24 protein-coding genes, 1 tRNA gene and 1 pseudogene are annotated in these 25,044 nt (G+C 67.9%); 20 read left to right on the forward strand and 6 right to left on the reverse strand.

Going from position 1 to position 25,044, the window contains the following annotated elements; genetic code table 11:
* Positions 1-102 precede the first annotated feature (102 nt).
* The gene (locus ABD104_RS00435) at positions 103-810 is read left to right on the forward strand and encodes a TorF family putative porin (protein WP_343926992.1); all 708 of its coding nucleotides are present in this window, start codon (positions 103-105) and stop codon (positions 808-810) included.
* Between the two features lie 33 nt (positions 811-843).
* Here ABD104_RS00435 and ABD104_RS00440 read toward each other — a convergent pair whose 3' ends face one another.
* The gene (locus ABD104_RS00440) at positions 844-1,437 is read right to left on the reverse strand and encodes an ATP-dependent Clp protease proteolytic subunit (RefSeq protein WP_087836946.1); all 594 of its coding nucleotides are present in this window, start codon (positions 1,435-1,437) and stop codon (positions 844-846) included.
* Between the two features lie 55 nt (positions 1,438-1,492).
* Between ABD104_RS00440 and ABD104_RS00445 the strand changes: the two genes are divergently transcribed.
* The gene (locus ABD104_RS00445; protein WP_343926993.1) at positions 1,493-2,257 is read left to right on the forward strand and encodes a sigma-70 family RNA polymerase sigma factor; all 765 of its coding nucleotides are present in this window, start codon (positions 1,493-1,495) and stop codon (positions 2,255-2,257) included.
* Between the two features lie 10 nt (positions 2,258-2,267).
* Here the strand turns inward: ABD104_RS00445 and ABD104_RS00450 are convergent, their stop codons facing one another.
* Both ABD104_RS00450 and ABD104_RS00455 read right to left on the reverse strand, forming a co-directional pair.
* Entirely contained in the window at positions 2,268-2,645 is a 378-nt protein-coding gene (locus ABD104_RS00450) for a DUF427 domain-containing protein (protein WP_343926994.1), read from the reverse strand.
* A 24-nt stretch (positions 2,646-2,669) separates the two neighbouring features.
* Entirely contained in the window at positions 2,670-3,764 is a 1,095-nt protein-coding gene (locus ABD104_RS00455) for a helix-turn-helix transcriptional regulator (RefSeq protein WP_132978760.1), read from the reverse strand.
* A 154-nt stretch (positions 3,765-3,918) separates the two neighbouring features.
* Here ABD104_RS00455 and ABD104_RS00460 point away from each other — a divergent pair, with 154 nt between their 5' ends.
* The 18 genes and pseudogenes from ABD104_RS00460 (at position 3,919) to ABD104_RS00545 (ending at position 22,008) form a co-directional block, all read left to right on the forward strand.
* Complete coding sequence (locus ABD104_RS00460; RefSeq protein ID WP_087836950.1) at positions 3,919-4,353, forward strand: hypothetical protein; 435 nt, start codon at positions 3,919-3,921, stop codon at positions 4,351-4,353.
* A gap of 156 nt (positions 4,354-4,509) precedes the next feature.
* Positions 4,510-4,583: transfer RNA gene (locus tag ABD104_RS00465), tRNA-Cys, on the forward strand.
* 471 nt (positions 4,584-5,054) lie between these two features.
* Positions 5,055-6,233, forward strand: a pseudogene (locus ABD104_RS00470) (TonB-dependent siderophore receptor); the annotation flags it as partial.
* A gap of 179 nt (positions 6,234-6,412) precedes the next feature.
* Positions 6,413-7,261 (forward strand): methionine ABC transporter ATP-binding protein, encoded by an 849-nt coding sequence (locus ABD104_RS00475; protein ID WP_087836951.1) that lies wholly within the window; start codon positions 6,413-6,415, stop codon positions 7,259-7,261.
* Positions 7,262-7,263: 2 nt separating this feature from the next.
* Complete coding sequence (locus ABD104_RS00480) at positions 7,264-7,926, forward strand: methionine ABC transporter permease (protein WP_087836984.1); 663 nt, start codon at positions 7,264-7,266, stop codon at positions 7,924-7,926.
* A 60-nt stretch (positions 7,927-7,986) separates the two neighbouring features.
* Positions 7,987-8,796, forward strand: a complete 810-nt coding sequence (locus ABD104_RS00485) for a MetQ/NlpA family ABC transporter substrate-binding protein (RefSeq protein WP_087836952.1) — start codon at positions 7,987-7,989, stop codon at positions 8,794-8,796.
* 97 nt (positions 8,797-8,893) lie between these two features.
* The gene (locus tag ABD104_RS00490; RefSeq protein WP_132978763.1) at positions 8,894-9,079 is read left to right on the forward strand and encodes a hypothetical protein; all 186 of its coding nucleotides are present in this window, start codon (positions 8,894-8,896) and stop codon (positions 9,077-9,079) included.
* Between the two features lie 135 nt (positions 9,080-9,214).
* Positions 9,215-10,309, forward strand: a complete 1,095-nt coding sequence (locus ABD104_RS00495; protein WP_132978764.1) for an ABC transporter ATP-binding protein — start codon at positions 9,215-9,217, stop codon at positions 10,307-10,309.
* A gap of 46 nt (positions 10,310-10,355) precedes the next feature.
* A complete protein-coding gene (locus ABD104_RS00500) occupies positions 10,356-11,318 on the forward strand; it encodes an ABC transporter substrate-binding protein (RefSeq protein WP_243724329.1) in 963 nt (320 codons plus the stop codon).
* A 70-nt stretch (positions 11,319-11,388) separates the two neighbouring features.
* The gene (locus tag ABD104_RS00505; RefSeq protein ID WP_132978765.1) at positions 11,389-13,053 is read left to right on the forward strand and encodes an ABC transporter permease; all 1,665 of its coding nucleotides are present in this window, start codon (positions 11,389-11,391) and stop codon (positions 13,051-13,053) included.
* Between the two features lie 70 nt (positions 13,054-13,123).
* Positions 13,124-13,807: a GntR family transcriptional regulator gene (locus ABD104_RS00510; protein ID WP_087836985.1), complete on the forward strand. Its 684-nt coding sequence runs from the start codon at positions 13,124-13,126 to the stop codon at positions 13,805-13,807.
* Positions 13,808-13,832: 25 nt separating this feature from the next.
* Positions 13,833-15,221 (forward strand): malonyl-CoA decarboxylase domain-containing protein, encoded by a 1,389-nt coding sequence (locus tag ABD104_RS00515; RefSeq protein WP_132978907.1) that lies wholly within the window; start codon positions 13,833-13,835, stop codon positions 15,219-15,221.
* Between the two features lie 57 nt (positions 15,222-15,278).
* Entirely contained in the window at positions 15,279-16,247 is a 969-nt protein-coding gene (locus ABD104_RS00520) for a Bug family tripartite tricarboxylate transporter substrate binding protein (protein ID WP_132978766.1), read from the forward strand.
* Positions 16,247-17,089, forward strand: a complete 843-nt coding sequence (locus ABD104_RS00525; RefSeq protein WP_425543302.1) for an enoyl-CoA hydratase/isomerase family protein — start codon at positions 16,247-16,249, stop codon at positions 17,087-17,089. The genes ABD104_RS00520 and ABD104_RS00525 overlap by 1 nt, the downstream gene beginning before the upstream one ends.
* Positions 17,086-18,624, forward strand: coding sequence for a malonate--CoA ligase (locus ABD104_RS00530; RefSeq protein ID WP_343926996.1), 1,539 nt, complete (start codon positions 17,086-17,088; stop codon positions 18,622-18,624). Before ABD104_RS00525 ends, ABD104_RS00530 begins: the two co-directional genes overlap by 4 nt.
* A 458-nt stretch (positions 18,625-19,082) precedes the next feature.
* Positions 19,083-19,520, forward strand: a complete 438-nt coding sequence (locus ABD104_RS00535) for a low affinity iron permease family protein (RefSeq protein WP_087836960.1) — start codon at positions 19,083-19,085, stop codon at positions 19,518-19,520.
* Between the two features lie 70 nt (positions 19,521-19,590).
* Positions 19,591-21,450: a diguanylate cyclase gene (locus tag ABD104_RS00540; RefSeq protein WP_132978769.1), complete on the forward strand. Its 1,860-nt coding sequence runs from the start codon at positions 19,591-19,593 to the stop codon at positions 21,448-21,450.
* Positions 21,451-21,555: 105 nt separating this feature from the next.
* Positions 21,556-22,008 (forward strand): DUF1178 family protein, encoded by a 453-nt coding sequence (locus ABD104_RS00545; protein ID WP_338615287.1) that lies wholly within the window; start codon positions 21,556-21,558, stop codon positions 22,006-22,008.
* A gap of 271 nt (positions 22,009-22,279) precedes the next feature.
* On the opposite strand, the gene efp is transcribed toward ABD104_RS00545, so the two are convergent.
* The 3 genes from efp to ABD104_RS00560 all read right to left on the reverse strand — a co-directional run bounded on the left by efp (position 22,280) and on the right by ABD104_RS00560 (position 25,002).
* Positions 22,280-22,837 carry an elongation factor P gene (gene efp, locus ABD104_RS00550; RefSeq protein ID WP_087836963.1) on the reverse strand — a complete coding sequence of 186 codons (558 nt, stop codon included), beginning with the start codon at positions 22,835-22,837 and terminating at the stop codon, positions 22,280-22,282.
* Positions 22,838-22,969: 132 nt separating this feature from the next.
* Entirely contained in the window at positions 22,970-24,070 is a 1,101-nt protein-coding gene (gene earP, locus ABD104_RS00555) for an elongation factor P maturation arginine rhamnosyltransferase EarP (RefSeq protein ID WP_132978771.1), read from the reverse strand.
* Positions 24,070-25,002 (reverse strand): LysR family transcriptional regulator, encoded by a 933-nt coding sequence (locus tag ABD104_RS00560; protein WP_132978772.1) that lies wholly within the window; start codon positions 25,000-25,002, stop codon positions 24,070-24,072. The genes earP and ABD104_RS00560 overlap by 1 nt, the downstream gene beginning before the upstream one ends.
* Positions 25,003-25,044 lie beyond the last annotated feature (42 nt).

Genomic DNA, 25,044 nt, shown 5'->3' on the forward strand with positions numbered 1-25,044 from the left:
ACGGAAAATATACGGCGCTCCCCGGTTTTTGAACGAGGAATTTATACGCTTTTCGGAATACTGGTGGCCGGTCATGTCTATCACCCTTTTCAAGTGGAAAACATGCGGCTCATCCTTGTTCTTTCCCGCGGCAGCCTTGCCGTCCTGGGTTGCGCGGCCTTGCTGGCCGTCTTGCCGGGCGATGCCCGTGCGCAGTGGACGGGCAGCGCGGCCCTGACCTCCGACTATGTGTGGCGGGGGTCGTCGCAAACGCGGGAGCGCCCCGCCGTGCAGGCCGGCGTCCGATACACCCACGAATCGGGGCTGTATGCCTCGGCGTGGGGGTCCACGGTGAAATTCAAGCCCGACAACGGCGCCTACACCGAGTTCGACCTCGCCGCCGGCTGGGCAGGAAGGCTCGCGCCGGACTGGGCGCTCGATGCCTATTTCCTCCGTTACCAGTATCCGTCGACGCAGGGGCATCCGAACTGGAACGAAGTCAATTTCGCCGTGACATGGCGCGATCGCTACTGGCTGGCCCTGGGGCATTCGAACAATGCCATGGCCAGCCGCACGGCCGGCACGTATGCGCTGCTGGGGGCGCGTCATCCCCTGGGCCATACGTGGCGTGTCGAAGCCGCGCTGGCCCGCTATTTCCTGGATGACGCGTATGCCGACAGTTACACCCACGCCTCGGTGGGCGCGGTGTGGGCGTTCAAGCCTCCCTTCGAGTTGCGGCTGACCCTGCATGGAACCGACGCGGCGGCCCGGCGGCTGTTTCCGGGCATGGCCGGCACGCGCGGCGAGATCGCGCTGCAGGCCGCGTTCTAGGATCTGCGTGGGGCTTCTTCCAAGGGGAAGGGCCTAGGCCAGGTCTCCACGTTTCTCGATGATGCGGGAGACCAGCCCATAGGCCACGGCTTCTTCCGCCGGCATCCAGTGGTCGCGTTCGATATCCGCCAGCACCCGCTCCAGGGCCTGCCCGCTTTCGCGCGCGATGACGCGGGCGATGCGTTCGCGCGCCTTGACGATCTCGCGCGCGTGGATGGCGACGTCGCTGGCCGTGCCGCCCATGCCGCCGCTGGGCTGGTGGATCAGGAAGCGGGTCTGGGGCAGGCAGAAACGCCGCGCGCGGGGCGCGCCGAGGTAGAGATGGGTGGCGGCGCTGCCCACCCAGCCGGTGCCTATCATGTTGACCGGCGCGTCGATGAAGCGCACCACGTCGTGTATCGCGTCGCCCGACTCCAGGTGGCCGCCGGGAGACGAGACGATCATGTTGATGGGCGCGTCGGATTCCGAGTCCAGCGCCAGCAGGCGCCGCACCGTCTCGGACGCCGTGGTGTCGGTGATGGTGCCGAACACCAGCACCGTCCGTGTCCGGAACGCCTTTTCTTCTAGGAAGGCGCTGTTCTGTCCGGGCGCGGTTCCGGAAGCGTGATCGGGATCGTTGGCAAACATCGGAGGCTCCTTTTCGTGTTAGGTTCTGCTGGTAAACGAACGAGCCGCCCATAACGTGACATCCCTGATCTCCTCCCATCCCCTGGCAGACGACAAGGCGCTGCGCAAGCGATTGATCGCACTGGCCCGACGCTGGCTGGCGCACGGCGGCGAAGCGGAAGACCTGGTGCAGGACGCCTATCTGCGCACCGCCGGCGGCGCCTTGCCGCCGACCCAGGCAGGCCGGGAGGCGTGGCTGGTGACGGTGCTGCATCATCTGTGCATCGATTTCCTGCGCCGCCAGGGGCGGTACCAGGCCGTCCTCGCGCAGGCGGCCGAAGCGGCGCCGGGGGAGCCGGATGGAGACTGGCCGCAGCGGCTGGCCGATCAGGCCCAGCGCGTGGAGGCGGCCTTGCTTCACCTCTGCCGGACGCTGGCCCCCGGCGATGCGGCGGCCGTCCTGTTGTACGAGGTATTCGGGTTCAGCCATGCCGAGCTCGGTTCGCTGGCCGGGCGCAGCGAGGAAGCTTCCCGCCAGCACCTGCATCGCCTGCTCAGGCGGCTGCGGTCCAGGCTGCCCGTCGATCACGGCCCGGATGAGGACGGGCAGGAAGATACGGCGTACCTGTTCGCGCTGTGCCGCCATGCCCTGGCCCGGCGCGACCCCGGCGGGCTCATTGCGGTGCTGCGCGCCTGCAGGCCGCAGATGATGGCGGCGCTAGCGAACATCGGCGACGGCGAATGGAAGGATGTGGCGGGTTCCGGCGCAGCAAGGCAGGTTCATATGCGCAACCTGCTGGCCTGGGCGATCCCGGACGAAGCATTCGTGCACTGCGGTTGATCGGCGGGCGCTAGCGCATTTCCCGGATCGCGTCGACACGGTCCGGATAGAACGCCAGATACCCGGCGATCTGCGCCACGGCGGGGTGCGGCGACTCGTAGCTCCACACGGCATCCGTGGCGCGCTCGCCACCGGCAGGGATGCTGTAGTACGTGCAGTCCCCCTTGTAGGGGCAGTAGGTGGTGTGCGCGGTGCGCTCGAGCAGCGTCATGTCGGCGTCCTGGCGCGGCACGTAGTGCACCGGTGGATAGACGGCCTCGTGCAGCGTCAGCGCACGGCGCGTATCGGCCACCGTGCGGCCGCCGGCCGTGACGACGATGCGCGCCGGGTTCGGCGTGATCGTGATCGGATGGTCCGGGCCGGGAATCTTGACGGGCTTGTCGGCCATGGCTTGCTCCAGATGGATGGTCGGTTATCGACGATGGCCGCCGGGCTCCAGCCGGGCCAGCAGTTCGGCCCGGTTGCCGGCGCCCAGGCGGTTGTAGAGCTGGCGGCGGTGATAGACCACGGTGTTGGCGCTGATGCCCAGGCGCCTGGCGATCTGCGACTCGGGCACGCCGCGCGCCAGCCAGTATGCCAGCTCGTGCTGGCGCGGCGGCAGCCGCAGCGCCCCCAAGGCCGACCATAGCCGCAGGCCGCGCGGCACGCGCTGCGTGATATGGATGCCGATGGCTTCCCCATCGCCCGAGGCCGCCGCCAGGTGCGTGGCCCGCAGCGAAAACCAGCCGTGGGCATTGTGCAGTTCGTGTCGCGGCGGGGCGCAGTCCGCGCCTGCCCGTGGCGCCAGCCGCTGCACCAGCGATTGCAGGGCAGGAGGCAGCGCGGCGCCTCGCCGCCAGCGCCAGCCGAACGCAAGCGGCATGAGGGCTTCGGCGTCGGGGGAAATCCACAAGGGCCGGCCTTGCGGGGTGGCGACCAGCAGGCCCTGGCGATGGATTTCGCTGTCCTGGGCGTCGAGCTCGCCCGGCTGCAAGGCATGCGCCAGATGGGGTTCCAGCCGGGCCAGCGTTGCGATTTCTTCCGGCCGGAAGGGGGGCGCGCCGGGCGGACGGAAAAGGAAAAGCATGCCTATGCCCTGGCCTTGCGGCGCGCGCAGCGCCAGGCACAGCCAGTCGGCCACCCGCGCGGGGCGCATCACGACGTTGTAATAGTCGCTGCGCCGTAGGTCCACATGGGACGCCCGGAGCATCTGGCCCATGGTGCGCGGGCCGTGGCCGTGGAGCACGATGTCGCGGGCCGCGCGCAGGCTGTTGTGGAACATCTCGTTCTCGCTGCGCAGGATGCGCGGATCGAAATGTTCAGGCACCGAGGCCTGCACGTCGGCATCCTCCATATGTGCTTCCAGCTCGCCATTGCCGTCCGGGTAGAAATAGCCGCCCGACTCGAATCCGATGAGCGGGTGCATGGCCTCCAGCATGGGCTGGATCAACTGCGGGCCGCCCACGTCCAGGCAGGCCAGCTGGTGCAGGCGAGCGAGGGCTTGGCCGGTCGGGCGAGGCGATGACATGGCGGGTGGCGACAATGGGGATTCCTGATCGTACCCGAGCCGCGGCATCCCGGCATCCCCGTGCGTCGGTCACGACACCCTACCCGGGCAGGGTGGGGTAGAGGGGGAAGGGTTTGGTTAGTCTGCCGGGGTTTTTCCCAAGGTATGTATCGCCATGTCGCCAAGCACCCGTTTCCTTTCCCTGGCGGCCGCCTCGGCCGTCATCGTCCTGAGCGCCTTGCTCGCCGCGGACCCCGCGCAGGCCGCCGACGGCACGGATCCGGCGCGTTTCCGCCTGACTCCCGCCTTGCTCGACCGCATGGACGCGGTGGCCGCCGAACTGAAGAACGTGAAAGCCGCCGACGACGATGACGACGACGCCGAGTCGGTCGAGGACATCGCGCGCAAGCTCGAGGCCCAGCCGCGCGTGCGCGCCGCCCTGGCCCGCCAGCGGCTGACCGGCAAGGAATACGCCACCGCGATGCTGGCGGCGCTGCATGCCGGCATGTACCTGGCCACCGAACGGGCCGCCGGCCCGCAGGGTCAAGCCTCTTTCACACCCGAGCAACGGGCGAATATCGAGGTGATGCGCGCCCGCCGGAAGAACTAGCGCAAGCCCGCAAGGGCGGGGCGGGCACGCGCCTCGCACACAAGCGCAGCTTCGTGTAGAATAGCGGGCTCTTTCCAGCACAAGCCCCTTGCATGCGAAATCATGCAAGAACCATGGGGCGGAAAAGGAAAGATGAATGCGAACCTTGTTCGCCATGGCGCGTTAGCAAAGCGGTTATGCACCGGATTGCAAATCCGTTGAGGGCGGTTCGACTCCGCCACGCGCCTCCAGGTTCACCGACAATCGCCGTTCCCGCAAGGGGCGGCGATTTTCTTTTGTGCGTTCCCGTGTTCACGGGGCGACCGATCGAGAGAAGCAGCTCCCGGGGATTCCTGTTTTTAAATGAAAACATTTATCATTATGATTCGCAAATTTTGTGACCCACCATTTCTACCCGAGAGCGATTTTGCACACTCCTTCTCATCAGGATCGCCACGCCGATCACGCCCGCCTCGCATGCCTGCGTCGTTCCGCCCTCGTCCTGGCGCTGTCCCTGGCTTTCGCGGCCCAGGCCGCTGCCGCCGATACCTCCGCCAGGGACCAGGACAAGACGCCGGAAACCGCCCAGCAGCTTCCCACCATCTCCGTCACCGCGACGGGCGAATCGGCCACGCTCCATGACCTGGAAGCGCCGGTCAATGCCGGTGCGCTGGGCAGCCTGACGCAGCTCGAGACGCCGTTCTCGACCACCGTGGTCACGCGCAGCGACCTGGACGACCGGCCCATCGTCAAACTTGGGGACCCGCCGCAGCGAGTCGGTGCTGTTCCTGACGGACAGCGGCGGCAACTACCAGGACTACCGGTCGGACTACGCGGAGCGTTATGCCTACGACCAGTGGCAAGCCATGGTGCAGGGAGGTTTCGCGACGGGCGCGCTGGAACACCAGGTGGTGCTGGGCGCGTCCTGGCAGCAGCAGAAGAACGACTACAGCCTGAACAGCGTGTATCAGCAGATGGGCACGGGGTCGCTGGGGTCGCGGAACGTCATTGCCTACCATCCGCAGGGCGGGCTCGACTTGTACCGGGCCGGCGAGATCACGCAGAAGGCGCTGTTCGCCAGTGATACCGTCAAGCTGTCGGATCGCTGGTCGGTGCTGGCGGGCGTGCGCTACACCAGGTTCAGGCAGGAAGGCTACACGCCGGACGGCGCCACGTCGGCGCTGTATGACAAGAGCAGCGTGACGCCCACGGTGGCGGTGATGTTCAGGCCCGATGCGCAGACCATGACCTATGCCAGCTATGTCGAGTCGCTGGAGCAGGGCGCGACGGTGGGCAATGCCTACGTCAACCGCGGCCAGACGCTGGGGCCGCTTACCAGCAAGCAGTACGAGGTGGGCATCAAGACCGAGCGCAGCGGCTGGGCCGCCACCGCCGCCTTGTTCCGCATCGAGCGCGGCGCCGAATATGCGAACGCCGGCAACGTGCTGGTGCAGGATGGCCTGTCGGTCTACCAGGGCCTGGAACTGGGGGCCTCGAAGCGGGCGGGGGCGTGGACCGTGGGCGGCAACCTGATGCTGCTGGATTCGGAATATCGCAAGGGCTCGGACTACAACGGCAAGCGCGTCGCCGGCGCGCCGCGCTTCGTCGCGGCGGGGCAGGTGGTCTACAGCGTGCCGCAGGTGCAGGGGCTCAAGCTGCGGGCCGATCTGAAGTACACCGGCAGCACGATGCTGCGTCCGGCCAACGACGTGAAGGTCTCGGGCTATACCATCGTCAATGTCGGCGCCAGCTACGAAACCCGCCTGGGCGGCTATGACACGATCTTCCGCGCCGCCATCACCAACCTGGCCGACAAGCGCTATTGGGAATTCCAGTACGCGGACTATGTGAAGCCGGGTTATCCGCGTGCGCTGGCCCTGGGGATGACGCTGAAATTCTGAACCGGCCGCTTATGCGTTTTTTGTCGAACGAACGCAGTGGTTAATAAGGAAATAGAATATACATAGGAAAAATGCGTCGTTCCCGGCGCCGGGCGTTTGCCCCATACTGCGATGTTACAGTGGCGGCCAAGGTGCTTCCGCCCCATGCCGGGCGGGGGCCAGCCGCCTCGTCTTTTTCTATGAATCCGAATTCTTCCTCTCCTTCCGCACCGCCGCTGATCCGGCTCGAAGCGGTCAGCAAGACGTTCAAGCTGCCCGACGGGCGGGTGTTCGAGGCCGTGAAGTCCGTGTCGCTGGACATGGCCGAAGGGCGCATCTTCGGCCTGATCGGCAAGAGCGGCGCCGGCAAGTCGACGCTGCTGCGCATGATCAACCTGCTGGAGCGCCCGGACACCGGCCGCGTGCTGGTGGACGGCCGCGACCTGACGCGGCTCTCCAAGCGCGAGCTGCGCGAGACCCGGCAGGGCATAGGCATGATCTTCCAGCAGTTCAACCTGCTGCAGAACGCCAGCGTCTACGAGAACGTGGCTTTTCCGCTGAAGCTGCATGGCAACCGCAGCCGGGCCGAGATCGAGGCCCGCGTCCAGGAGTGCCTGGCCGTGGTGGGCCTGACCGACAAGCTGCACAACCATCCCGCGCAGTTGTCCGGCGGGCAGAAGCAGCGCGTGGCGATCGCGCGCGCCCTGGCGCCGCATCCCAAGGTGCTGCTGTGCGACGAGCCGACGTCGGCGCTGGATACCGAGACCACGCGTTCGGTGCTGGACACGCTGCGCGAGATCAACCAGCGGCTGGGCGTGACCATCATCATCGTCACGCACGAACTGCACGTGGTCCATGCCTTGTGCGACCACGTCGCGGTGCTCGAGAACGGGCAACTGGTCGAACGCTTCGACGTGGGCGACCAGGCCACGCCGCGCCTGAGCGCGCTGGGCCGCGAACTGGCCCAGGAGCAGGTGCGTGAAGACATCCTCAAGGAACACGCCGCCCGCATCGCCCAGGCGGCGGAACCGACTACCCGGGCCGCATGACCATGTCCGACAATATCCTCGCCATTCTTCCCGAACTCTGGGTCGCCATCGGCCAGACCTTCATGATGCTGGGCATCGGCCTGGCCGCCGCGATCCTGATCGGGGGCCCGCTGGGCGTGCTGCTGTTCCTGCTGGGACCCGGGCAGTCGCTGGAAAACCGGCCCGCCTACCTGGTGCTGAGCTGGATCGTCAACACCGTGCGGTCCTTTCCTTTCATCATCCTGCTGGTCGCGCTGGTGCCGGTTACGCGCGTGGTGGTGGGCACGTCCATCGGCCCGCTGGCCGCGTCGGTACCGTTGTCGGTGGCCGCCATCCCGTATTTCGCGCGGCTGGTGGAGCAGAGTATCCGCGAAGTGCCGCGCGGCGTGATCGAGGCCGCGCACGCCATGGGCGCTTCCGAACTGCAGATCGTCTGGCGCGTGCTGGTACGCGAAGCCCGCTCCGGCCTGATCCTGGCGCTGACCGTGCTGGCGGTCAGCTTCCTGTCGTATTCGGCCATCGCCGGCGTGGTGGGCGGAGGCGGCATCGGCGACCTGGCCATCCGCTACGGCTACTACCGCTTCCAGACCGACGTCATGCTGCTGACCGTCGCGCTGCTGATCGTATTGGTGCAGATCATCCAGTTCGGCGGCAACGCGCTGGCCCACCGGCTGGACAAACGCTGATCCTTTCTTTCCGTCGAAGGCACGGCTGGCCGTGCCGCATTCATTTCCGGGAATTCCATCATGACCCTACGTCGCACTTTCATCCTCGGCACCGCCGCCGCCGTCCTGGCGCTGGGCGCCGCCGCCCATGCCGCCGATCCCGCCAAGAAGGACCTCGTGTTCGGCGCGACCGCCGGCTACAACTATGACGTGCTCAAGCTGGGCATCGTGCCCCAGCTCGAGAAGCAGGGCTACAAGGTCAAGCTGGTCGAGTTCAACGACTACGTGCAGCCCAACCTGGCCCTGGCGCAAGGTTCGCTGGACGCCAACCTGTTCCAGCACATCGCCTACCTGAACCGCTTCAAGGCGGACCAGAAGCTGGACCTGGTCGACCTGGTGCAAAGCACGACCGCGCCCATGGGCATCTATTCGAAGTCGCGCAAGAGCCTGGCCGACGTGAAGGAGGGCGACCGTTTCACGCTGCCCAACGATCCGAGCAACCTGGCACGCGCCCTGTTGCTGCTGCAGCAGAACCGGGTGATCACGGTGAAGGCCGACGTGGACCCGCTGCGCGTCACGGAAAAGGACTTGGCCACCAATCCCAAGAAGGTCAAGCTGCAGCCGGTCGAGGCCGCGCAACTGCCGCGTACCGTGGGCGACGTGGAGTTCGCCGTGGTGCCGGGCAATTTCGCGATTGCCTCGGGCCTGAAGCTGACCAGCGCGGTGGCGCTGGAGACGCCGCCCGTGCAATTCCAGCAGGTCGTGGCGATCCGCAGCGCCGACCAGGGCAAGCCCTGGGCCAAGGACCTGGCCGCCGCGTTCAAGTCGCCGTTCTTCAAGAACGTGCTGGACAAGGACTTCCCGGGCTACGTGCGTCCGGCCGGCCTGTGACGGGCGCGGCCGTTTTTCACGTCTTTGGAGTACGACCTTCCGGATATGGTGATTCGCGGCGGGGACGAATAGACTCTCGTCGCGGATTTTCGCAATCATGAGAGGTTCTGCAACCATGGAATACCACGGCGTGGAGTATCGGCCCCTGACGGTATTTCTCAAGCGCTTGCGCGATCTGGCCCTGCTGGCCGGTTTCTCGTGCGTCTTCATGTGGCTGGTCGCGAAGCTGGGCACCCTGTGTCCCACGGTGCTGGAGCATTTCGCCATCACGTCCATTTTCTGACCCGGCGCCCCGCGCGGGGTGGCCGGCTGTCATGATCCGGTCATCGGGCGGACATAGTATTTACACGATCCTACGGCGCCGTGGCCGGGCTCTTGCGAGCCGGCGAACGGCGGCGTTTCCTGTTCGTGTTCGCCCGTGTCCGACTTCGCTTCCCATTCCGCATCTTCTTCCTCCGGCGCCGCCATCGACATCGAGGGCCTGGTGCAGCGCCTGTCCGGCAATACCATCCTGGACGGCATCGACATCCGGCTCGAACCGGGCAGGGTGCTGGCCTTGCTGGGGCCGTCCGGCTGCGGCAAGACCACGCTGCTCAAGCTGCTGGCCGGCCTGAGCCGTCCGGTGGCGGGGCGCATCGCCATCGGCGGCGCCACGGTCGTGGACGACCGGACTTTCGTTCCGCCCGAGCGGCGCGGCCTGGGCATGGTGTTCCAGGACTATGCGCTGTGGCCGCACATGACCGTGGGGGCCAACGTGGCCTTCCCGCTGGAGGTGCGCGGGGTGCCCAGGAGCGAACGGGCGGGGCGGGTGGCGGGCGCGCTCGACATGGTGGGGCTGGCGGGCTACGAAGCCCGCTCCCCGGGCAGCCTGTCGGGCGGCCAGCAGCAGCGCGTCGCACTGGCGCGGGCGGTGGTGGCGCGGCCCCGGGTGCTGCTGTTCGACGAGCCACTGTCGAATCTCGACCGGGACCTGCGCGAGACCCTGTGCGGCGAGATCGGGCTGCTGCTGCGTGAGCTGGGCACCACGGCGGTCTACGTGACCCATGACCACGAGGAGGCCTTCGCGCTGGCCGATACGGTGGCGGTCATGCGGGCCGGCAAGGTGTGCCAGATCGCGGCCCCCGAACTGCTGGTGAACGAGCCCGCCAGTCCCGACGTGGTGGAGTTCCTGAAGCTGGGGGCCCTGCGCAGCGGCGTGCGCACCGAGCGCGGCTGGCAACTGGCCGGCGGCCTCGAGCTGGTCTGCCCCGAACCCCTGGCCGGCGGGCCGGCGGGACCGGGCCATCTCTTCATTCCCCATGCCGCGCTGAAGGCGGGCGAACGCCATGCCCTGCGGGGCCACGTGGTCGCCCAGCGGTTCCGCGGCGGGCACTACGCGACCACGGTGCGCGTGGGCAGCGACCACCATGCCTTCGAGCTGGCGTGGCTGACCGATCAACGCATGCCTGTCCTGCATCCGGTAGGGCTGGATCTCGACTGGAGCCGGCTGCGCTGGTTCCCGCAGGCGGCGTGACCCTTCCCCCGGCGATATGCCGTTTCTCGACTCAGGAATCTCGATGATGAAAATCAAGCCTCTGATCGGCGCGCTGGCGTTCGGCGCGTTGCTGGCCGCCGGCCAGGCCCAGGCCCTGACGGTCTATACCGCCGGCCCGGCCGGACTGATCAAGCAACTGGCCGACGACTTCAAGAAGCAGACCGGCGTGTCGGTCGACGTGTTCCAGGCCGATACCGGCAAGGTGATGGCGCGGCTGGAAGCGGAAGCCTCGAACCCGAAGGCCGACGTGGTGATCTCGGCCTCGTGGGACAGCGCGCTGGACCTGCACAAGCGCGGCTGGCTGCTGGCCTACGCCAGCCCCAATGCCGCCAAGGTGCCGGCCGAGTACAAGGGGCCGAGCTACGTGGCGCAGGGCCTGTCGGCGCTGGCCATCGCCTGGAACACCAAGAGCGGCACGCCCCGCCCGGCGGACTGGGCGGACCTGGCCAAGCCCGAGTTCAAGGGGCTGGTCAACATGCCCGATCCGGCCCAGTCGGGGACCGCGCTGGAACTGCTGTCCGGCCTGCAGTCGGCGCGCGGCGCCGATGCGTGGCGCCTGTTCGCCGACCTGAAGCGCAATGACATGGCCATCGCCGGCGCCAACGCGCAGGCGATGAACCCCGTCCTGCAGGGTGCCAAGGCGGCGGTCTTCGGCGCGGTCGACTACGTCGCGCTGGAGAACCAGGCCAAGGGCGAGAGCATCGAGGTCATCTTCCCCGCCAGCGGCACGGTGATCGCCGGACGGCCGATGATGATCCTGAAGTCCAGCCGCCAGCAGCAGGACGCCAAGCGCTTCATCGACTTCGTGCTGTCCGACGCGGGCCAGGCGCGAGTGGCCGCGACCTACCTGATCCCGGCCCGCCAGGACGTGCAGGCCAAGCGTCCGGTGATCAAGGACATCAAGGCGCTGCCGATGGAAAACGAGGCCCAGCGTGCCGGCCGCCAGGCCCTGCTGGAGCGCTTCACGACGTTGTTCGGCCGCAAGTGACCGACCCGGCCGGCGCCCGTCGCGGCGCCGGCCATGCATGACTTCACATATCTAGCAAGAGGCGGGCTCCATGCGCGCGAACACGTTGTTGGTGGGTGCCGCGGTGTCCGCCCTGGGCATCCTGGTGGCCATGCCGCTGGGTTTCGTCCTGCTGCAGGCCATCTTCCCCGAACTGGCCCAGGGCTCGCTGGCGCGGCCGCTGGCCCACCTGGCGGGTGTCCTGGCCGATCCCAAGCTGGTCGAGCTGACGATCAACACGCTGAAGCTGGGCGCCTGCGTGGTGCTGGCCGCGGCGGCTATCGGGATTCCGCTGGGCACGCTGCGCGGCCTGTTCGACCTGCCCGGCGCCAGGCTCTGGGACGTCCTGATGCTGGTGCCCTTCATGATCCCGCCCTACATCAGCGCGCTGGGCTGGATCATGCTGCTGCAGCCGCGCGGATACCTGCAGCAGCTGCTGGGCGTCCATGCCGGGCCGGCGCTGTTCTCGTTCGGCGGCGTGGTGTTCGTGATGACGTTGAACGTGGTGCCGGTGGTCTATTTCGCCGTGTCCCGCACCATGGCCGCGTCGGGTTCCCGTCTGGCGCTGGTGGGGCGGGTGTGCGGCGCGGGGGCCTGGCGCTGCTTCTGGCGCATCACGCTGCCGCTGGCCCTGCCGGGCATCGCCGCGAGCCTGCTGCTGGTGTTCGCGATGGCGATCGAGGAGTACGGCACGCCGGCGGCGCTGGCGGCCAACGCCGGCTTCTTCGTGCTGGTGACGGGCATCGAGCGGCGGTTTTCCGAATGGCCGATCGACCTGCCCGGCGCCTCGGTGCTGTCGCTGATCCTGGTGGCGCTGGCCATGCTGGCCTTCGTCTGGCAGCGGCGGATGTTGACGGGCAGGGGATACGAGACCACCACGGGCAAGCCCGCGCGGGGCGAGAACCTGCCGTTGGGAGCCTGGCGCTGGCCCGCCGCCGCGCTGTTCGCCGTGATCGTGGCGGTGGCCACCTTCGCGCCGTTGTTCGCCATCGCCGCGACGGCATTCAGCCGCACGCTGTCGGGCGGCCTGGCCGTCGGCAACCTGTCGCTGACGCATTTCCAGGCCATCGCCGCGGGCGGCAGCGAAGCCTCGGGCGCGCTGGCGACGAGCCTCATGCTGGGCGCCGGCGCGGCCATCGTGACCGGACTGACGGGCGTGCTGGTGGCCTACTGCGTGGTCAAGACCCGCACGCGCGGCCGCGCGGTGCTCGACGCCCTGGCCGTGCTGCCCAACACCATGCCGGGCGTGGTGGTCGGGGTAGGCCTGATCCTGGCCTGGAACCAGGCCTTCTGGCCCGCCACGCCCTACAACACCTGGGGCATCCTGCTGCTGGCCTATTGCTGCCTGCTGTTGCCTTATCCGGTGCGCTATTCCCACGCCGCGCTCATGCAGATCGGCGACAACCTGGAGGCCGCGGCCCGGGTGCATGGCGCCGGTACGGTCACGGCGCTGGCGCGCATCCTGCTGCCGCTGCTGGCGCCCAGCCTGGCCGCCGCCATGCTGCTGGTGTTCGCGGTGGCCTCGCGCGAGCTGGTGGCCTCGCTGCTGCTCGCGCCCACGGGGGTGCAGACGGTATCGCTGTTCATCTGGAGGCAGTTCGAGCAGGGTTCGGTGGGGCAAGGCATGGCGATGAGCCTGGTCACGGTGGCTTTGACCACGACGGTGATGCTGCTGGCCACCCTGTGGCTGGAGCGGCGGCAGGCGCGTAGTGTGTAAGCAGACCCCTATTCTTGTGTATTTATAAAAATCTCTTGTATACAAGGACGGGATGGGGCAAGATGGCGCCATGTCATCCCGCCCCCCATCTCCCGGCAACGAGAAGAAGCGCTCCGAGACGCTGCGCGAGACCATCGAAGAGCTGATCGCCGTCGGCGAACTGTCGCCGGGCGATCCGCTGGACGAGACCGTGCTGGCCAACCGCTTCGGCGTTTCGCGCACGCCCATACGCGAGGCCCTGATCCAGCTGGCTTCCGCCGGCCTGGTGGAAATGCGGCCGCGCAAGGGCGCACTGGTGGCGCAGATCGGGCCCCAGCGCCTGATCGAGATGTTCGACGTGATGGGCGAGATCGAGGCCATGTGCGCGCGGTTGGCCGCGCGGCGCATGACGGCCGATGACCACCGCCGCCTGCTCGAGGCCCACCGGGCCTGCCAGGCCTCGCGCGATGCCGGCGACGCCAATGCCTACTACTACCTGAACGAGATTTTCCATCGCACCATCTACGGCCTGGGCTGCAACGGCTTCCTGAACGAGGAAGCCATCAAGCTGCATCGCCGGCTGGGGCCGTATCGCAGGCTGCAATTGCGCGTGCGCGACCGCATCGCCACGTCCTACGACGAGCACGAGGGCATCGTCGAGGCCCTGCTGGCCGGCGATGCCGGCCTGGCCGCCGAGCGCGCGCGCGACCACGTGGTGGTGCAGGGGCAGCGTTTCGCCGACCTGATGGCCTCGCTGTCCAGGCAATCGGGTTGAGTCTTTCAGAAGGGACATGAACGACATGTTGAACAGCGATCGTCACGATGCCGCCGATGCGCGGCCCGCCGCGCCGGCCCCCGATCCGCAGCCGACCCAGTCGCTGCTGGCCCGCTGGAGCAAATGGCTGGGAGGACGGCCCCAGGCCGTTGCCGAGCCGGGCCGCGAGGCCGACGGCGTCGCCCTGTCCACGCGCGAGGCCAATCGCCAGCGGGCGATGCTGCTGCCGTGCTTCCAGGCGCGCCTGACCGATGTCGCGGCCAATCGCGCCGCGTCGGCCTGGCAGGAGACCTATCGCGCCGCCGACGCCCAGCGTCGCGGCGCCATGCTGGGGCTGCTGGGCGAGGTGGGGGCGTCGGCGGCGGGGCCGTCCGAGGCGGGCGGCAAGGAGACGCCTTCGGACTTGTCGCGCGCGCTCTCGCATGCCCGCGTCCGCTTCTTCAAGCGCCTGAACGCCTTGCCCGACGGCCTGCCTTTCCTGCTGGAACTGCGCACCGACATGCTGGCCTGGCGCTCGAAGATCCCGGCCTTGCAGGGGCTGGACGCGGATCTGGAGGGCCTGCTGTCGAACTGGTTCGACGTGGGCCTGCTGGAGATGCGGCGCATCACCTGGGATTCGCCGGCTTCGCTGCTCGAGAAGCTCATCATCTACGAGGCGGTGCACGAGATCGCCTCGTGGACCGACCTGCGCAACCGCCTGGATTCCGATCGCCGCTGCTACGCGTTCTTCCATCCGCGCATGCCAAACGAGCCGCTGATCTTCGTCGAGGTCGCATTCTGCGCCGACATGGCCGGCAACGTGCAGAGCCTGCTGGACGAAGGCGCGCCCATGGAGAACCTGGACAAGGCGCGCTGGGCCATCTTCTATTCGATCTCCAACACGCAACAGGGCTTGCGCGGCGTCAGCTTCGGCAACTTCCTGCTCAAGCGCGTGATCGAGGAATTGAACGGCGAACTGCCCAAGATCAAGCGTTTCGCCACGCTCTCGCCCATACCGGGTTTTTGCGACTGGGTCAGGAAACGCGGCGCCGAGGATCTCGCCGCCATCGTCCGCAAGGAGAAGGCCGGCCTGGAAGGCGCTACCGGCGCGCAGGTGCTGGCCGCCATCCAGCAGGCGGTGGACGACGAGGCCGCGCCGCCGGCCGTGCAGGCCGTGGCCATGAGGCTGGCGGCGCGCTACCTGGTCGAACGCAAGGGCTCGCTGCCGCTCGATTCGGTGGCGCGGTTCCACCTGGGCAATGGCGCGCGCATCGAACGGCTGAACTGGAAGGCGGACACGTCGCGCAAGGGCCGCGCCCAGTCCTGCGGCATGATGGTCAACTACGTGTACGAACTGGATGCGCTGGACGACAACCTGGCCCGGCTGGGCGAGGGGAAGCCCGAGACCAGCAGGGGAGTGGCCCGGCTGCTTTGATAGAACTGGCACGAGCCAGCGTGTAGTACCTTCATACCAAAAGAAAGGAGACAGGAGATGAAACGCAGCATTGCCTTGATCGCCTGCATCGTGGGCGCGGCCGCGGGTGGCCATGCAGTGGGAGCGGAGGCCTGGCCGTCCAAGGCCGTCACCATCATCGTGCCGTTCCCGGCGGGGGGCGGCACCGACGCCTTCGTCCGGCCGCTGGCGCAGCAACTGGGCGCCCAGCTTGGACACAGCGTCGTGGTGGACAACCGCGGGGGAGCGGGCGGCACGGTGGGAGCGGCCATCGCGGCGCGCGCGCAGCCGGACGGCTACACCTTTTTCGTGGGCGGGGCGCACCACGCCATCGCGCCGTCGTTCTACAAGGGCCTGACCTACGATATCGAAAAGGATTTCGTTCCCGTCACGCTCATCGCGCAGCCGCCGCAGATCATCGTCGCGGCGCCCACCGAACCCTTCAGCGACCTGAAGGGGCTGATCGACCACGCCCGCCGCCAGCCAGGCAAGCTCAACTTCGGCTCGGCGGGCAACGGCACGTCCCACCACCTGGCCGGGGAGCTGTTCAAGCTCCAGGCTGGCGTGGATATCGCGCACGTCCCGTACACCGGCGCCGGCCCCATGCTGCTCGCGCTGATGGGCAGCCAGGTCGACCTGGCCTTCGATGGGCTGGGGTCGTCGGCCCAGCACATCCGCGCCGGCAAGATCAAGCCGCTGGCCGTGGCGGCGTCGCAGCGCTCGTCCGCCTTCCCCGACGTGCCCACCGCGGCCGAGGCCGGCCTGCCGGGCTACGAGGTCTCGACCTGGTATGCCATGTGGGCGCCCAAGGGCACGCCCCAGCCCATCGTCGAGCGCATGTACGCCGAGGTCCAGAAGGCGCTGGGCACGCCCGAGATCAAGAAGGTGTGGCTGAGCAATGGTTCCGAGGTCCCGCGCTATACCAGCGCCGAGTTCGGCAAATACCTGCATGATGAAGTGCAGCGCTGGGCCAAGGTCGCCAAGGACGCGGGCATCAAGGCCGACTGATGGACGGGGACCCAGCCATGGAAGCCGCGCCGGCGCCGGGCCGGATCGACGTGTCGGCCAGGGATGGCGTCCTGACGCTGACCCTGGCGCACGCGGGCAAGCTCAATGCGCTGACCGCCGGGATGTGGCGCGCGCTGGCCACGGCGATGCGGGATGCCGCCGGCCAGCCCAGCGTGCGCGCCGTCGTGATCCGGGGCGCCGGCGGCCACTTCGCGGCCGGCGCCGACATCGGCGAGTTTCCGGTGGAGCGGGGCAGCCTGGATTCGGTGCGGCGCTATCACGAGCGGATCATCGCGCCGGCGCTGCGCGCGATCGACGAATGTCCGCTGCCCACGGTGGCGCTGTTGCAAGGAGCCTGCGTGGGCGGCGGGCTCGAGATCGCCTGCTGCTGCGACCTGCGCATCGCCGGCGGCAGCACTCGCGTGGGCGCGCCCATCGCCCGGCTGGGATTCCCCATGGCGCCGGCCGAGCTGGCCGGCCTGCTGGCCGTGGCCGGCCGCGCGGTGGCACTGGAGCTGCTGCTGGAAGGCCGCATCCTGGATGCCGCCGAGGCCCATGCCAAGGGCCTCCTGACCCGTGTGGTCGAGGATGCCGAACTCGAGGCCGAGCTGGCGCGCACCCTGTCCCGCCTGGCCGCCGGCGCGCCGCTGGCGGCCACCCTGAACAAGCGCATGGTACGGCGACTGCAGCGGCCCGAGCCGCTGGACGAGTCCGAACTGGCGGCATTTTTTTCCTACAGCGATACCCGCGATCATCGCGAAGGCGTGGCGGCGTTCCTAGAAGGACGACCCCCGGTGTTCGGCGGCGACGCTTCACCTTTCCAGACCGAAGAAGATAGATGAAAGACGAGAATCTCTATTCCCTGCTGGCCTCGGGCTTCCCCGCCGATCGCGACACGGTGTGCATCGAGGCGCCCGGCGCCGGCGACTACACCTGGCGCGAGGTCGAGACGCAGACGGCGCGCATGGCGAATCTGCTGCGTTCGCTGGACCTGCCCGCAGGCGCCCGCGTGGCCGTCCATGTCGAGAAGTCGCCGGAGGCCTTGCTGCTGTACCTGGCCACCCTGCGCGCGGGCTATGTCTACCTGCCGCTGAACACCGCCTACCAGGAAGCCGAGATCGACTATTTCCTGGGCGATGCCGAGCCGTCGGTCGTGGTCTGCGCCAGCAAGAACCAGGAATGGGTGGACCGCTGCGCGCAGCGTGCCGGAACGCGCCACGTGTACACGCTGGACGACGATCGTACCGGCACGCTGCTGGACGCCGCTGCGCAGGCTGCGCCCGAGCATGCGGTGGCCGTGCGCGCCGCCGACGACCTGGCGGCCATCCTGTACACCTCGGGCACGACGGGGCGCAGCAAGGGGGCCATGCTGACCCACGGCAACCTGGCCTCGAACGCCCGCGTGCTGCATGAATACTGGGGCTGGCGCGCCGACGACGTGCTGCTCCACATGCTGCCCATCTTCCACGTGCACGGGCTGTTCGTGGCCGCGCACGGCGCGCTGCTGGCCGGCGCGAAGATGATCTGGCTGCCCAAGCTGGACGTGCCCGCCGCGCTGCGCCTGCTGCCGCGCTGCACCGTCATGATGGGCGTGCCGACCTATTATGTGCGGCTGCTGGCCGAACCGGTGTTCGGGCGCGACACCTGCCGCAACATGCGGCTCTTCGTGTCGGGATCGGCGCCGCTGCTGATGGAAACCTTCAACGCCTTCCGCGAACGCACGGGCCACACCATTCTCGAGCGCTATGGCATGAGCGAGACCGTCATGCTGGTTTCCAATCCCTACGACCCGGCCCAGGGCGAGCGCCTGGGCGGTACCGTCGGCAAGCCGCTGCCGGGCGTATCGGCGCGGGTGGTGGACGATGCCGGCGTGCCGTGCCCCCCGGGCGAGATCGGCAACATCCAGGTCAAGGGACCCAACGTGTTCAAGGGCTATTGGCGCATGCCCGAGAAGACCAGGGAGGAATTCACCCAGGACGGCTGGTTCAAGACCGGCGACGTCGGGCGCTGGGGCGGCGAATCGGGCGGCGCCAGGGTGCCGGACGACTATCTGTCCATCGTCGGACGCAGCAAGGACCTCATCATCTCGGGCGGATTCAACGTCTACCCCAAGGAAATCGAGAGCTTCCTGGACGACATGCCGGGGGTGGAGGAAAGCGCCGTCATCGGCGTGCCGCACCCCGATTTCGGCGAGGCCGTGGTGGCCGTGGTCGTGCCCAAGCCGGGCGCCAGCCTGGACGAGGCGGCCATGATCGCCGAGCTCAAGGCCAGGATCGCCAACTTCAAGGTGCCCAAGCGCGTCTACGTGGTGCCCGAGCTGCCCCGCAACACCATGGGCAAGGTCCAGAAGAACGTGCTGCGCCAGGCTTATTCCTGATTCGGCGGGCGGCGGGGCAGGAGGGCGGGGCGCATCGGCTACAATACCGCCCGTGCGCCCGTGACGAAACTGGTAGACGTAGCGGACTTCCGTAAGAGTGGAGTGCCCTGGACGAAAGTCCGGGAGTAGAACCCGTCAAATTCGGCGAACCCCTGGCACGGGAACGCCGAGCCAAGCAGGCGGCCGATGCAGGCCGCCGGGCGTGTGTAGAGACTCGACGGCGGGGACCTAAGGCTGGGCGCGGCGATTCCGCCGCGCGACGCGATGGTCAAGGCAGAGTCCAGACCCCAAACGGCGTTGCCCCGTGCAATCCGGCTGCGCGAGCAGTAGCGGGTAAGAAAATCCGCCGCCGCAAGGCGTGCCGGTTCGATTCCGGCCGGGCGCACCATTTCTCCTTCCTCCGAATCGCGGGTACGCCGCTTGCTGGGCCATGTCGTCCTCATCCACGGGAGACGACGATGAACCAAGCCAGCACGCGGAGAAACGGCCGGGGGCGACTGTTCGACCGCTTCGCGACGGCGGTCACCCGCAGCACGGGATCGCCGCCGGCGTTCAGCGTGGCATGCGCGGCCATCCTGCTCTGGGCCGTGCTCGGGCCGATATTCCATTTTTCCGAAACCTGGCAACTGGTGGTCAATACCGGGACCACCATCGTGACCTTCCTGATGGTGTTCGTGATCCAGCGCAGCCAGAACAAGGACAGCGAGGCGCTGCACCTGAAGCTGGACGAGTTGCTCGGGGCGCTGGAAGGCGCCAACAGCAAGCTGGTCGCCATCGAGACCATGGATGAAGAGCATCTGCGCCGGCTGAGCGAACGCTACCACGCGATGGCGGAGAGGGCGGCGCGCGGCCGGACGGGGCCCGCTTCCGGCCCGGAGAATGCAAATCACCGTTAAGACGCGTACCGCCGGCCACCCAATGGATGTATAGTCCCGGTTAATTTTTGTAACCTATATCGTTCGGTCCATGCGCTGGCTAACGTTATGGGCCACCTTGGTGGTCGCGTGTTTCGGCCTGGTATGCGCGGCCGCGCTATACGACACCCGCCAGGATGCCAAGCGAGCGGCCAGGGAAGCCACGGTGAACCTGGGCCGGGTGGTCGCCGACGGCATCGGCCGCGACATCGAGCTGGTCGACCTTTCTCTGCAATCCATGCTGAATGGCCTGCGGCTTGCCGAAGCCGAGGGCCTGGACCCCTATCGCCGCCACCAACTGTTGTTCGGCAGCCTGCCGCAGATGCGCGGGGTGGGAACCATGGTGGTGCTGGATACCGAGGGCCGGATGCTGACCGACTCCAAGTCGGTACAGCCGCGCGGGGTCGAGTTTTCGCAGCGCGACTATTTCCGCGTGCACAAGGAGGCTTCCGACGTCGGCCTTTTCGTGAGCCGGCCTTTCTTCTCCCGGCTGACCAATATGTGGTCCATCGCCATCAGCCGCCGGGTCACCCGGTCCGATGGCAGTTTCGGCGGCGTGGTGGTCAGCACGCTGCGCATCTCCCACCTGGAAAACCAGTTCCGCCAGCTGGACCTGCGCCAGAACGGTTCCATCATGCTGCTGCGCGCCGACGGTTCGGTCATGGCGCGTTTTCCGGCGGTGCAGGGCTTGCTGGGCAAGCAATTGACCGACCTCGAACTGTTCAAGCGCTACCCGGCGTCCGATAGCGGCTCGTACGAGGCCGTGTCGGCCACGGACGGAGTGACCCGGCTTTATTCCTTCACGGCGGTCGAGCCTCCGCTGCCACTGATCGTGCTCGTGGGCATGGCCGACAGCGACATCTACGCGGCCTGGCGCAACAAGGCCGGGATCATCGCCATCCTTACGCTGCTGCTGTGCATGGGCACCATGGTGCTGGTCTGGATGCTGCGCCGGGAATTCGCGCTGCGCCTGGCGGCCGAGCGCAGCGCGCTGCGCAGCGAGGCGCGCTACCGGGTGCTGGCCGAGAACTCCGCCGACATCATCGCGCTGTGCCGGGCCGACGGCACCGTCACCTATATCTCGCCGGCGATCAAGGACGTGCTGGGATGGGTGCCGGGAGACATCGAGGGGCGCAACATCGACGATTTCGTGCGCGCGGACTATGTGCCGCTCTTTTCCGGCGACGAGCAGTCCTGGCCGCGCATGCTGACCTTCCCGGCGCGGCATCGGGATTCCTCGTGGAGCTGGCTGGAGGCCAGCGTCAAGCGGCTGCCGCCCGAGATGGGCGACGAACGCTGCATCCTGAACATCCGCGACGTGTCGCGCCGCAAGAAGGCGGAAGAGGCGCTGGAGGCCGAGAACGCCCAACTGCTGGCCATGGCGGCCACCGACGGCCTGACCAACCTGTCGAATCGCCGCCGCTTCGACGAGGCGCTGGAGCGCGAATGGCGGCGGGCCGCGCGCGAGGAAAGCTCGCTGGCGCTATTGCTGATCGATGCCGACCATTTCAAGGCCCTGAACGACCATTACGGCCACCAGCATGGCGACCAGTATCTGCGCACCATCGCCCAGGTGATCCAGGCCAACATCCGGCGTCCGGCCGACATGGCGGCGCGCTACGGCGGCGAGGAATTCGCGGTGCTGCTGCCCAAGACGGACATCGACGGCGCCTACCTGATCGCCGAGAACATCCGCAAGGCCACGCTGGACGCGCGGATTCCCCACCTGAAGAGCGAGCAGGGGGTGATGACGGTCAGCATAGGCGTCGATGCCATGGTGCCGGGCCACGGCACGACGGCGGCGCTGCTGGTGCGCCAGGCCGACGCCGCGCTCTACGCCGCCAAGCGGCAGGGGCGCAACCGCACTTGCGTGTACGAGCCGCAGCAGGGGTCGATGTCGCGTTCGGTATGAACGCCGACGCCCGGGCGGCTGCAAGCCCCTGGCTTGGGGTACGATAGGGTTATCTACAGGTACAGACCGCGCCAGGCGTCCCCCGGGGCGACAGGCGCATCATCCATGGCATTCAAGGTTTTCGATCTGCAATGCGAGCACGGCCACGTATTCGAAGGCTGGTTCAGCTCGCACTCCGATTTCGACACGCAACGCGAACGCGGCCTGATCAGTTGCCCGCTGTGCGACAGCAAGTCCATCGACAAGAAACTGTCGGCGCCCATGTTGAACGTATCCGGCAGCAAGGCGCCCGCCGTTCCCGCTGCCCGCGAGTCCGGCAGCGCGCCCATGTCTCCCGACATGCAGGCCGCCATGCTGCAGCAACTGCGCGAACTCCTGCGCAGGACCGAAAACGTCGGTGAACGCTTCGCCACCGAAGCCCGCCGCATCCACCACGGCGACGCCCCCGAGCGTCCCATCCGCGGCGTGGCCACCCAGGAAGAACGTCAATCCCTGGCCGAAGAAGGCATAGCCGTAGCCCCCATCCCCGCCCTGCTGGACGACGACCGCCTGCAATGAGGACGTTTGTTCGTCCCGCAAAGCGGGGCGAACCTGCGCCTGCCCTGCGTCAAAAAAGCGCAAGCCAACCAATAGACGAAACTATGGGGGAAAGGGGGCCAAAGGCCCCCAAGAAAGACGAGGCGAAGTGGATCCGGCTTCGCCGGTCCACCCGCACGCCCCACGGGGCCCGGCGCCGGGCCGCCCCAAGGCGGGCCCCGGCCCTCTCGGGGGGGCTGCCGCGTAGCGGCTGGGGGCTCACCTGCTGGGCGCGCGTAAGCGCGTAGGGGGGTTATTTCACCCTGCTACGGTATTCGCCCGTGCGGGTGTCGATTTCGATCTTGTCGCCGATTTCGCAGAACAGCGGCACCGGCAGTTCGTAGCCGGTGTTGATCTTGGCGGGCTTCATGACCTTGCCCGAGGTGTCGCCACGCACGGCGGGTTCGGTGTAGATGATCTCGCGCACGACGATGGTGGGCATTTCCACCGAGATCGCGCGGCCTTCGTAGAAGACCACCTCGACGGGCATGCCTTCTTCGAGGTAGTGCAGGGCGTCGCCCATGCTCTCGGCTTCGACTTCGTACTGGTTGTACTCGGCGTCCATGAAGACGTACATGGGATCGGCGAAGTACGAGTAGGTGCACTCGCGGCGCTCGAGCACCAGGACTTCGAACTTCTCGTCGGCCTTGTAGACGGATTCCGTGCCCGAACCGGTCAGCAGGTTCTTGAACTTCATCTTGACGACGGCGGCGTTGCGGCCGGACTTGTTGTATTCGGCCTTCTGGACGACCAGGGGATCCTTGCCGACCATGACGACGTTGCCGACGCGCAGTTCCTGAGCGATTTTCATGCTGGAGCAACCTTAGGGGAGGGAACGCTGGACAGCCGGCGCGTAAGCAACCGCGATGCCCAAAAGACGGCCATACGGCCTGTGCAGCCAATCAGTATAGCCTGGGACGAGGCACTCCGGCTAGTGCCGGCATCAGGCGTGGTTTTCCTGTCGTGCCTGGCAGAAACCGGTCAATTGGGTGGCCAGGTCGGGCTGTGCGGCCAGGCTGCCGCTCCAGGCGCGGGCGGCTTCCCGCCAAGGTCCGAATACCGCCGGCGACAAGGCCTCGGCCAGCAGCCCCGGAAAACGGGCGGCGCCGGCGTCGCCGTTCCAGGCGGTCTGCAGCGCGGAAGCGGGCGCGGGGGCGGGATAGCGCCGCAGCCAGGCCTCCAGCTTGTCGACATGGGCGGCCTCGGCCTGGGGGTAGATGTGCCAGACCATGGGGCGGGCGGCCCACTGGGCGCGGACGAAGGAGTCCTCGCCCCGGACGAAATTCAGGTCGGCGCTCCACAGCAGGCGGTCGTAGTCGGCCTGGGGCAGGAAGGGCGCCCGGGCGATGCGCAGGCGGCCCCGCGTACCGGCGGCCAGGTAGGGCGCGACACCGGGCGGGATGGCCAGCAGCGTGGGCGTGTCGCCGCCCGCCAGCATGTCGGCCAGCGCGGACGCGGGGGCGTCGGGATAGCAGAACAGGGTGACGAGGCGTTCGCCGGCCAGCGGCTCGGGCAGGCCGGCGCCGCGCAGGAAGGCGGCCCGGGCAGCGGGGTCGCCCTGCAGGGCATCGCGTTCGGCCAGCAGGCCGCGCTCGCGCAGCAGCCCGCCCGTCGCGGCCGTGAACCCGGGAAAGAAGAAGTACTTGCGCAGGCCGCCAGGCTGGGGCGAGGGCAGGGCATGGCAGGTCTCGACCCAGGGCTCGGCGCTCAGGTATTCCAGGTTGACCCAGACGGGCGGGCGGACCTGGTCCCGCATGCGCTGGACGAATTCGACGGGAGGATCGCACGCGAATGCTTCGATGACCACGTCGCCCGGGGCCAGCGGCGGCGCCGGGCGTGTCCAATGGACGATGTCCACGCCATCCGCCCGCTGCGAGGCCGCCTTGGGATCCACCTGCGGCGCGAGGCGCGTCATCACGGACAGGTCGTCCACCCACAGGCGCACCCGCCAGCCGTGTTCCCGGGCCAACTGGCGGGCCAGGCGCCAGCACACGCCGATGTCGCCGTAGTTGTCGATCACCCGGCAGAATATGTCGGCGCGCATCAGCGGTTTCCCTCTTCCCAAAGGACGCCATTATCGCCCGCGGCCCGGCCATCCCCGGGCAATGTGCGCCGGGCCAGGTCCAGCCAGGCGCGGGCGGCGAACGACAGATAGCGGCCGCGGCGCCAGGCGAAGGCCATGTGCCACCACAGCTGCGGATCGTCGAGCGGGACCACGGCCAGCCGGGAGCGGTCCAGTTGGCGGCTGAACAGCTCGGGCAGCAGGGCGAGCCCCACGCCGGCGGCCACCATGGAGGCCATGAAGTCCCATTGGCTGCTGCGGCCGGCGATCTTCGGCGTAAAGCCGGCCTGGACGCAGGCGGCGTGGACCACCTCGTTCAGCACGAAGCCTTCGCCGTAGAAGATGAAGGATTCGGCGGCCAGCTCGTCCAGCCGGACCCGTTCCCGCCCTGCCCAGCCGGACGAGGCGGGCGCAATCAGGCGCAGCGGGAAATTGCAGATGGGCAGGGTCTCGTATTCGTTCTCGTCCGTCGGCAGCAGCATGGCACCGATCTCGAGGGTGCCCGATTTCAGTTCGTCCTCGACCGAGCGCGAGCCCCGCTCGAACAGCCGCAGCTCTATACCCGGGTAGTCCTGGTGGAAGCGCGCGAGCAACGGGGCCAGCAGGTGGTGCGCCAGCGGCGGCGTGCCGACGACCAGCTCGCCCCGGGCGGCCTGGCGCACGTCGGACAGTTCGGCCTGCAACTGGGCGTGCAGGGCCAGCAGTTGCCGGCCGCGTTCCAGCACGATGCGGCCGGTGTCGGTCGGTTCGATGCGCCGGCCGAACTTGCGCAGCACCGGCGTGCCCAGTTCGTCCTCCAGTTGCCGGATCATCTTGCTGACCGTGGGCTGGGTGACGAACAGCGCCCGCGCCGCCGCGGTATAGCTCTGGCGCTGGACGACTTCGACGAAGTACCGCAGGGCGCGCAAATCCATTTCATTCCAATATGGAATTCCAAATATGGATTTTATTCATTT

It is taken from the genome of Pigmentiphaga daeguensis, from assembly GCF_039523035.1.
Taxonomy (GTDB): Bacteria; Pseudomonadota; Gammaproteobacteria; order Burkholderiales; family Burkholderiaceae_B; genus Pigmentiphaga; species Pigmentiphaga daeguensis.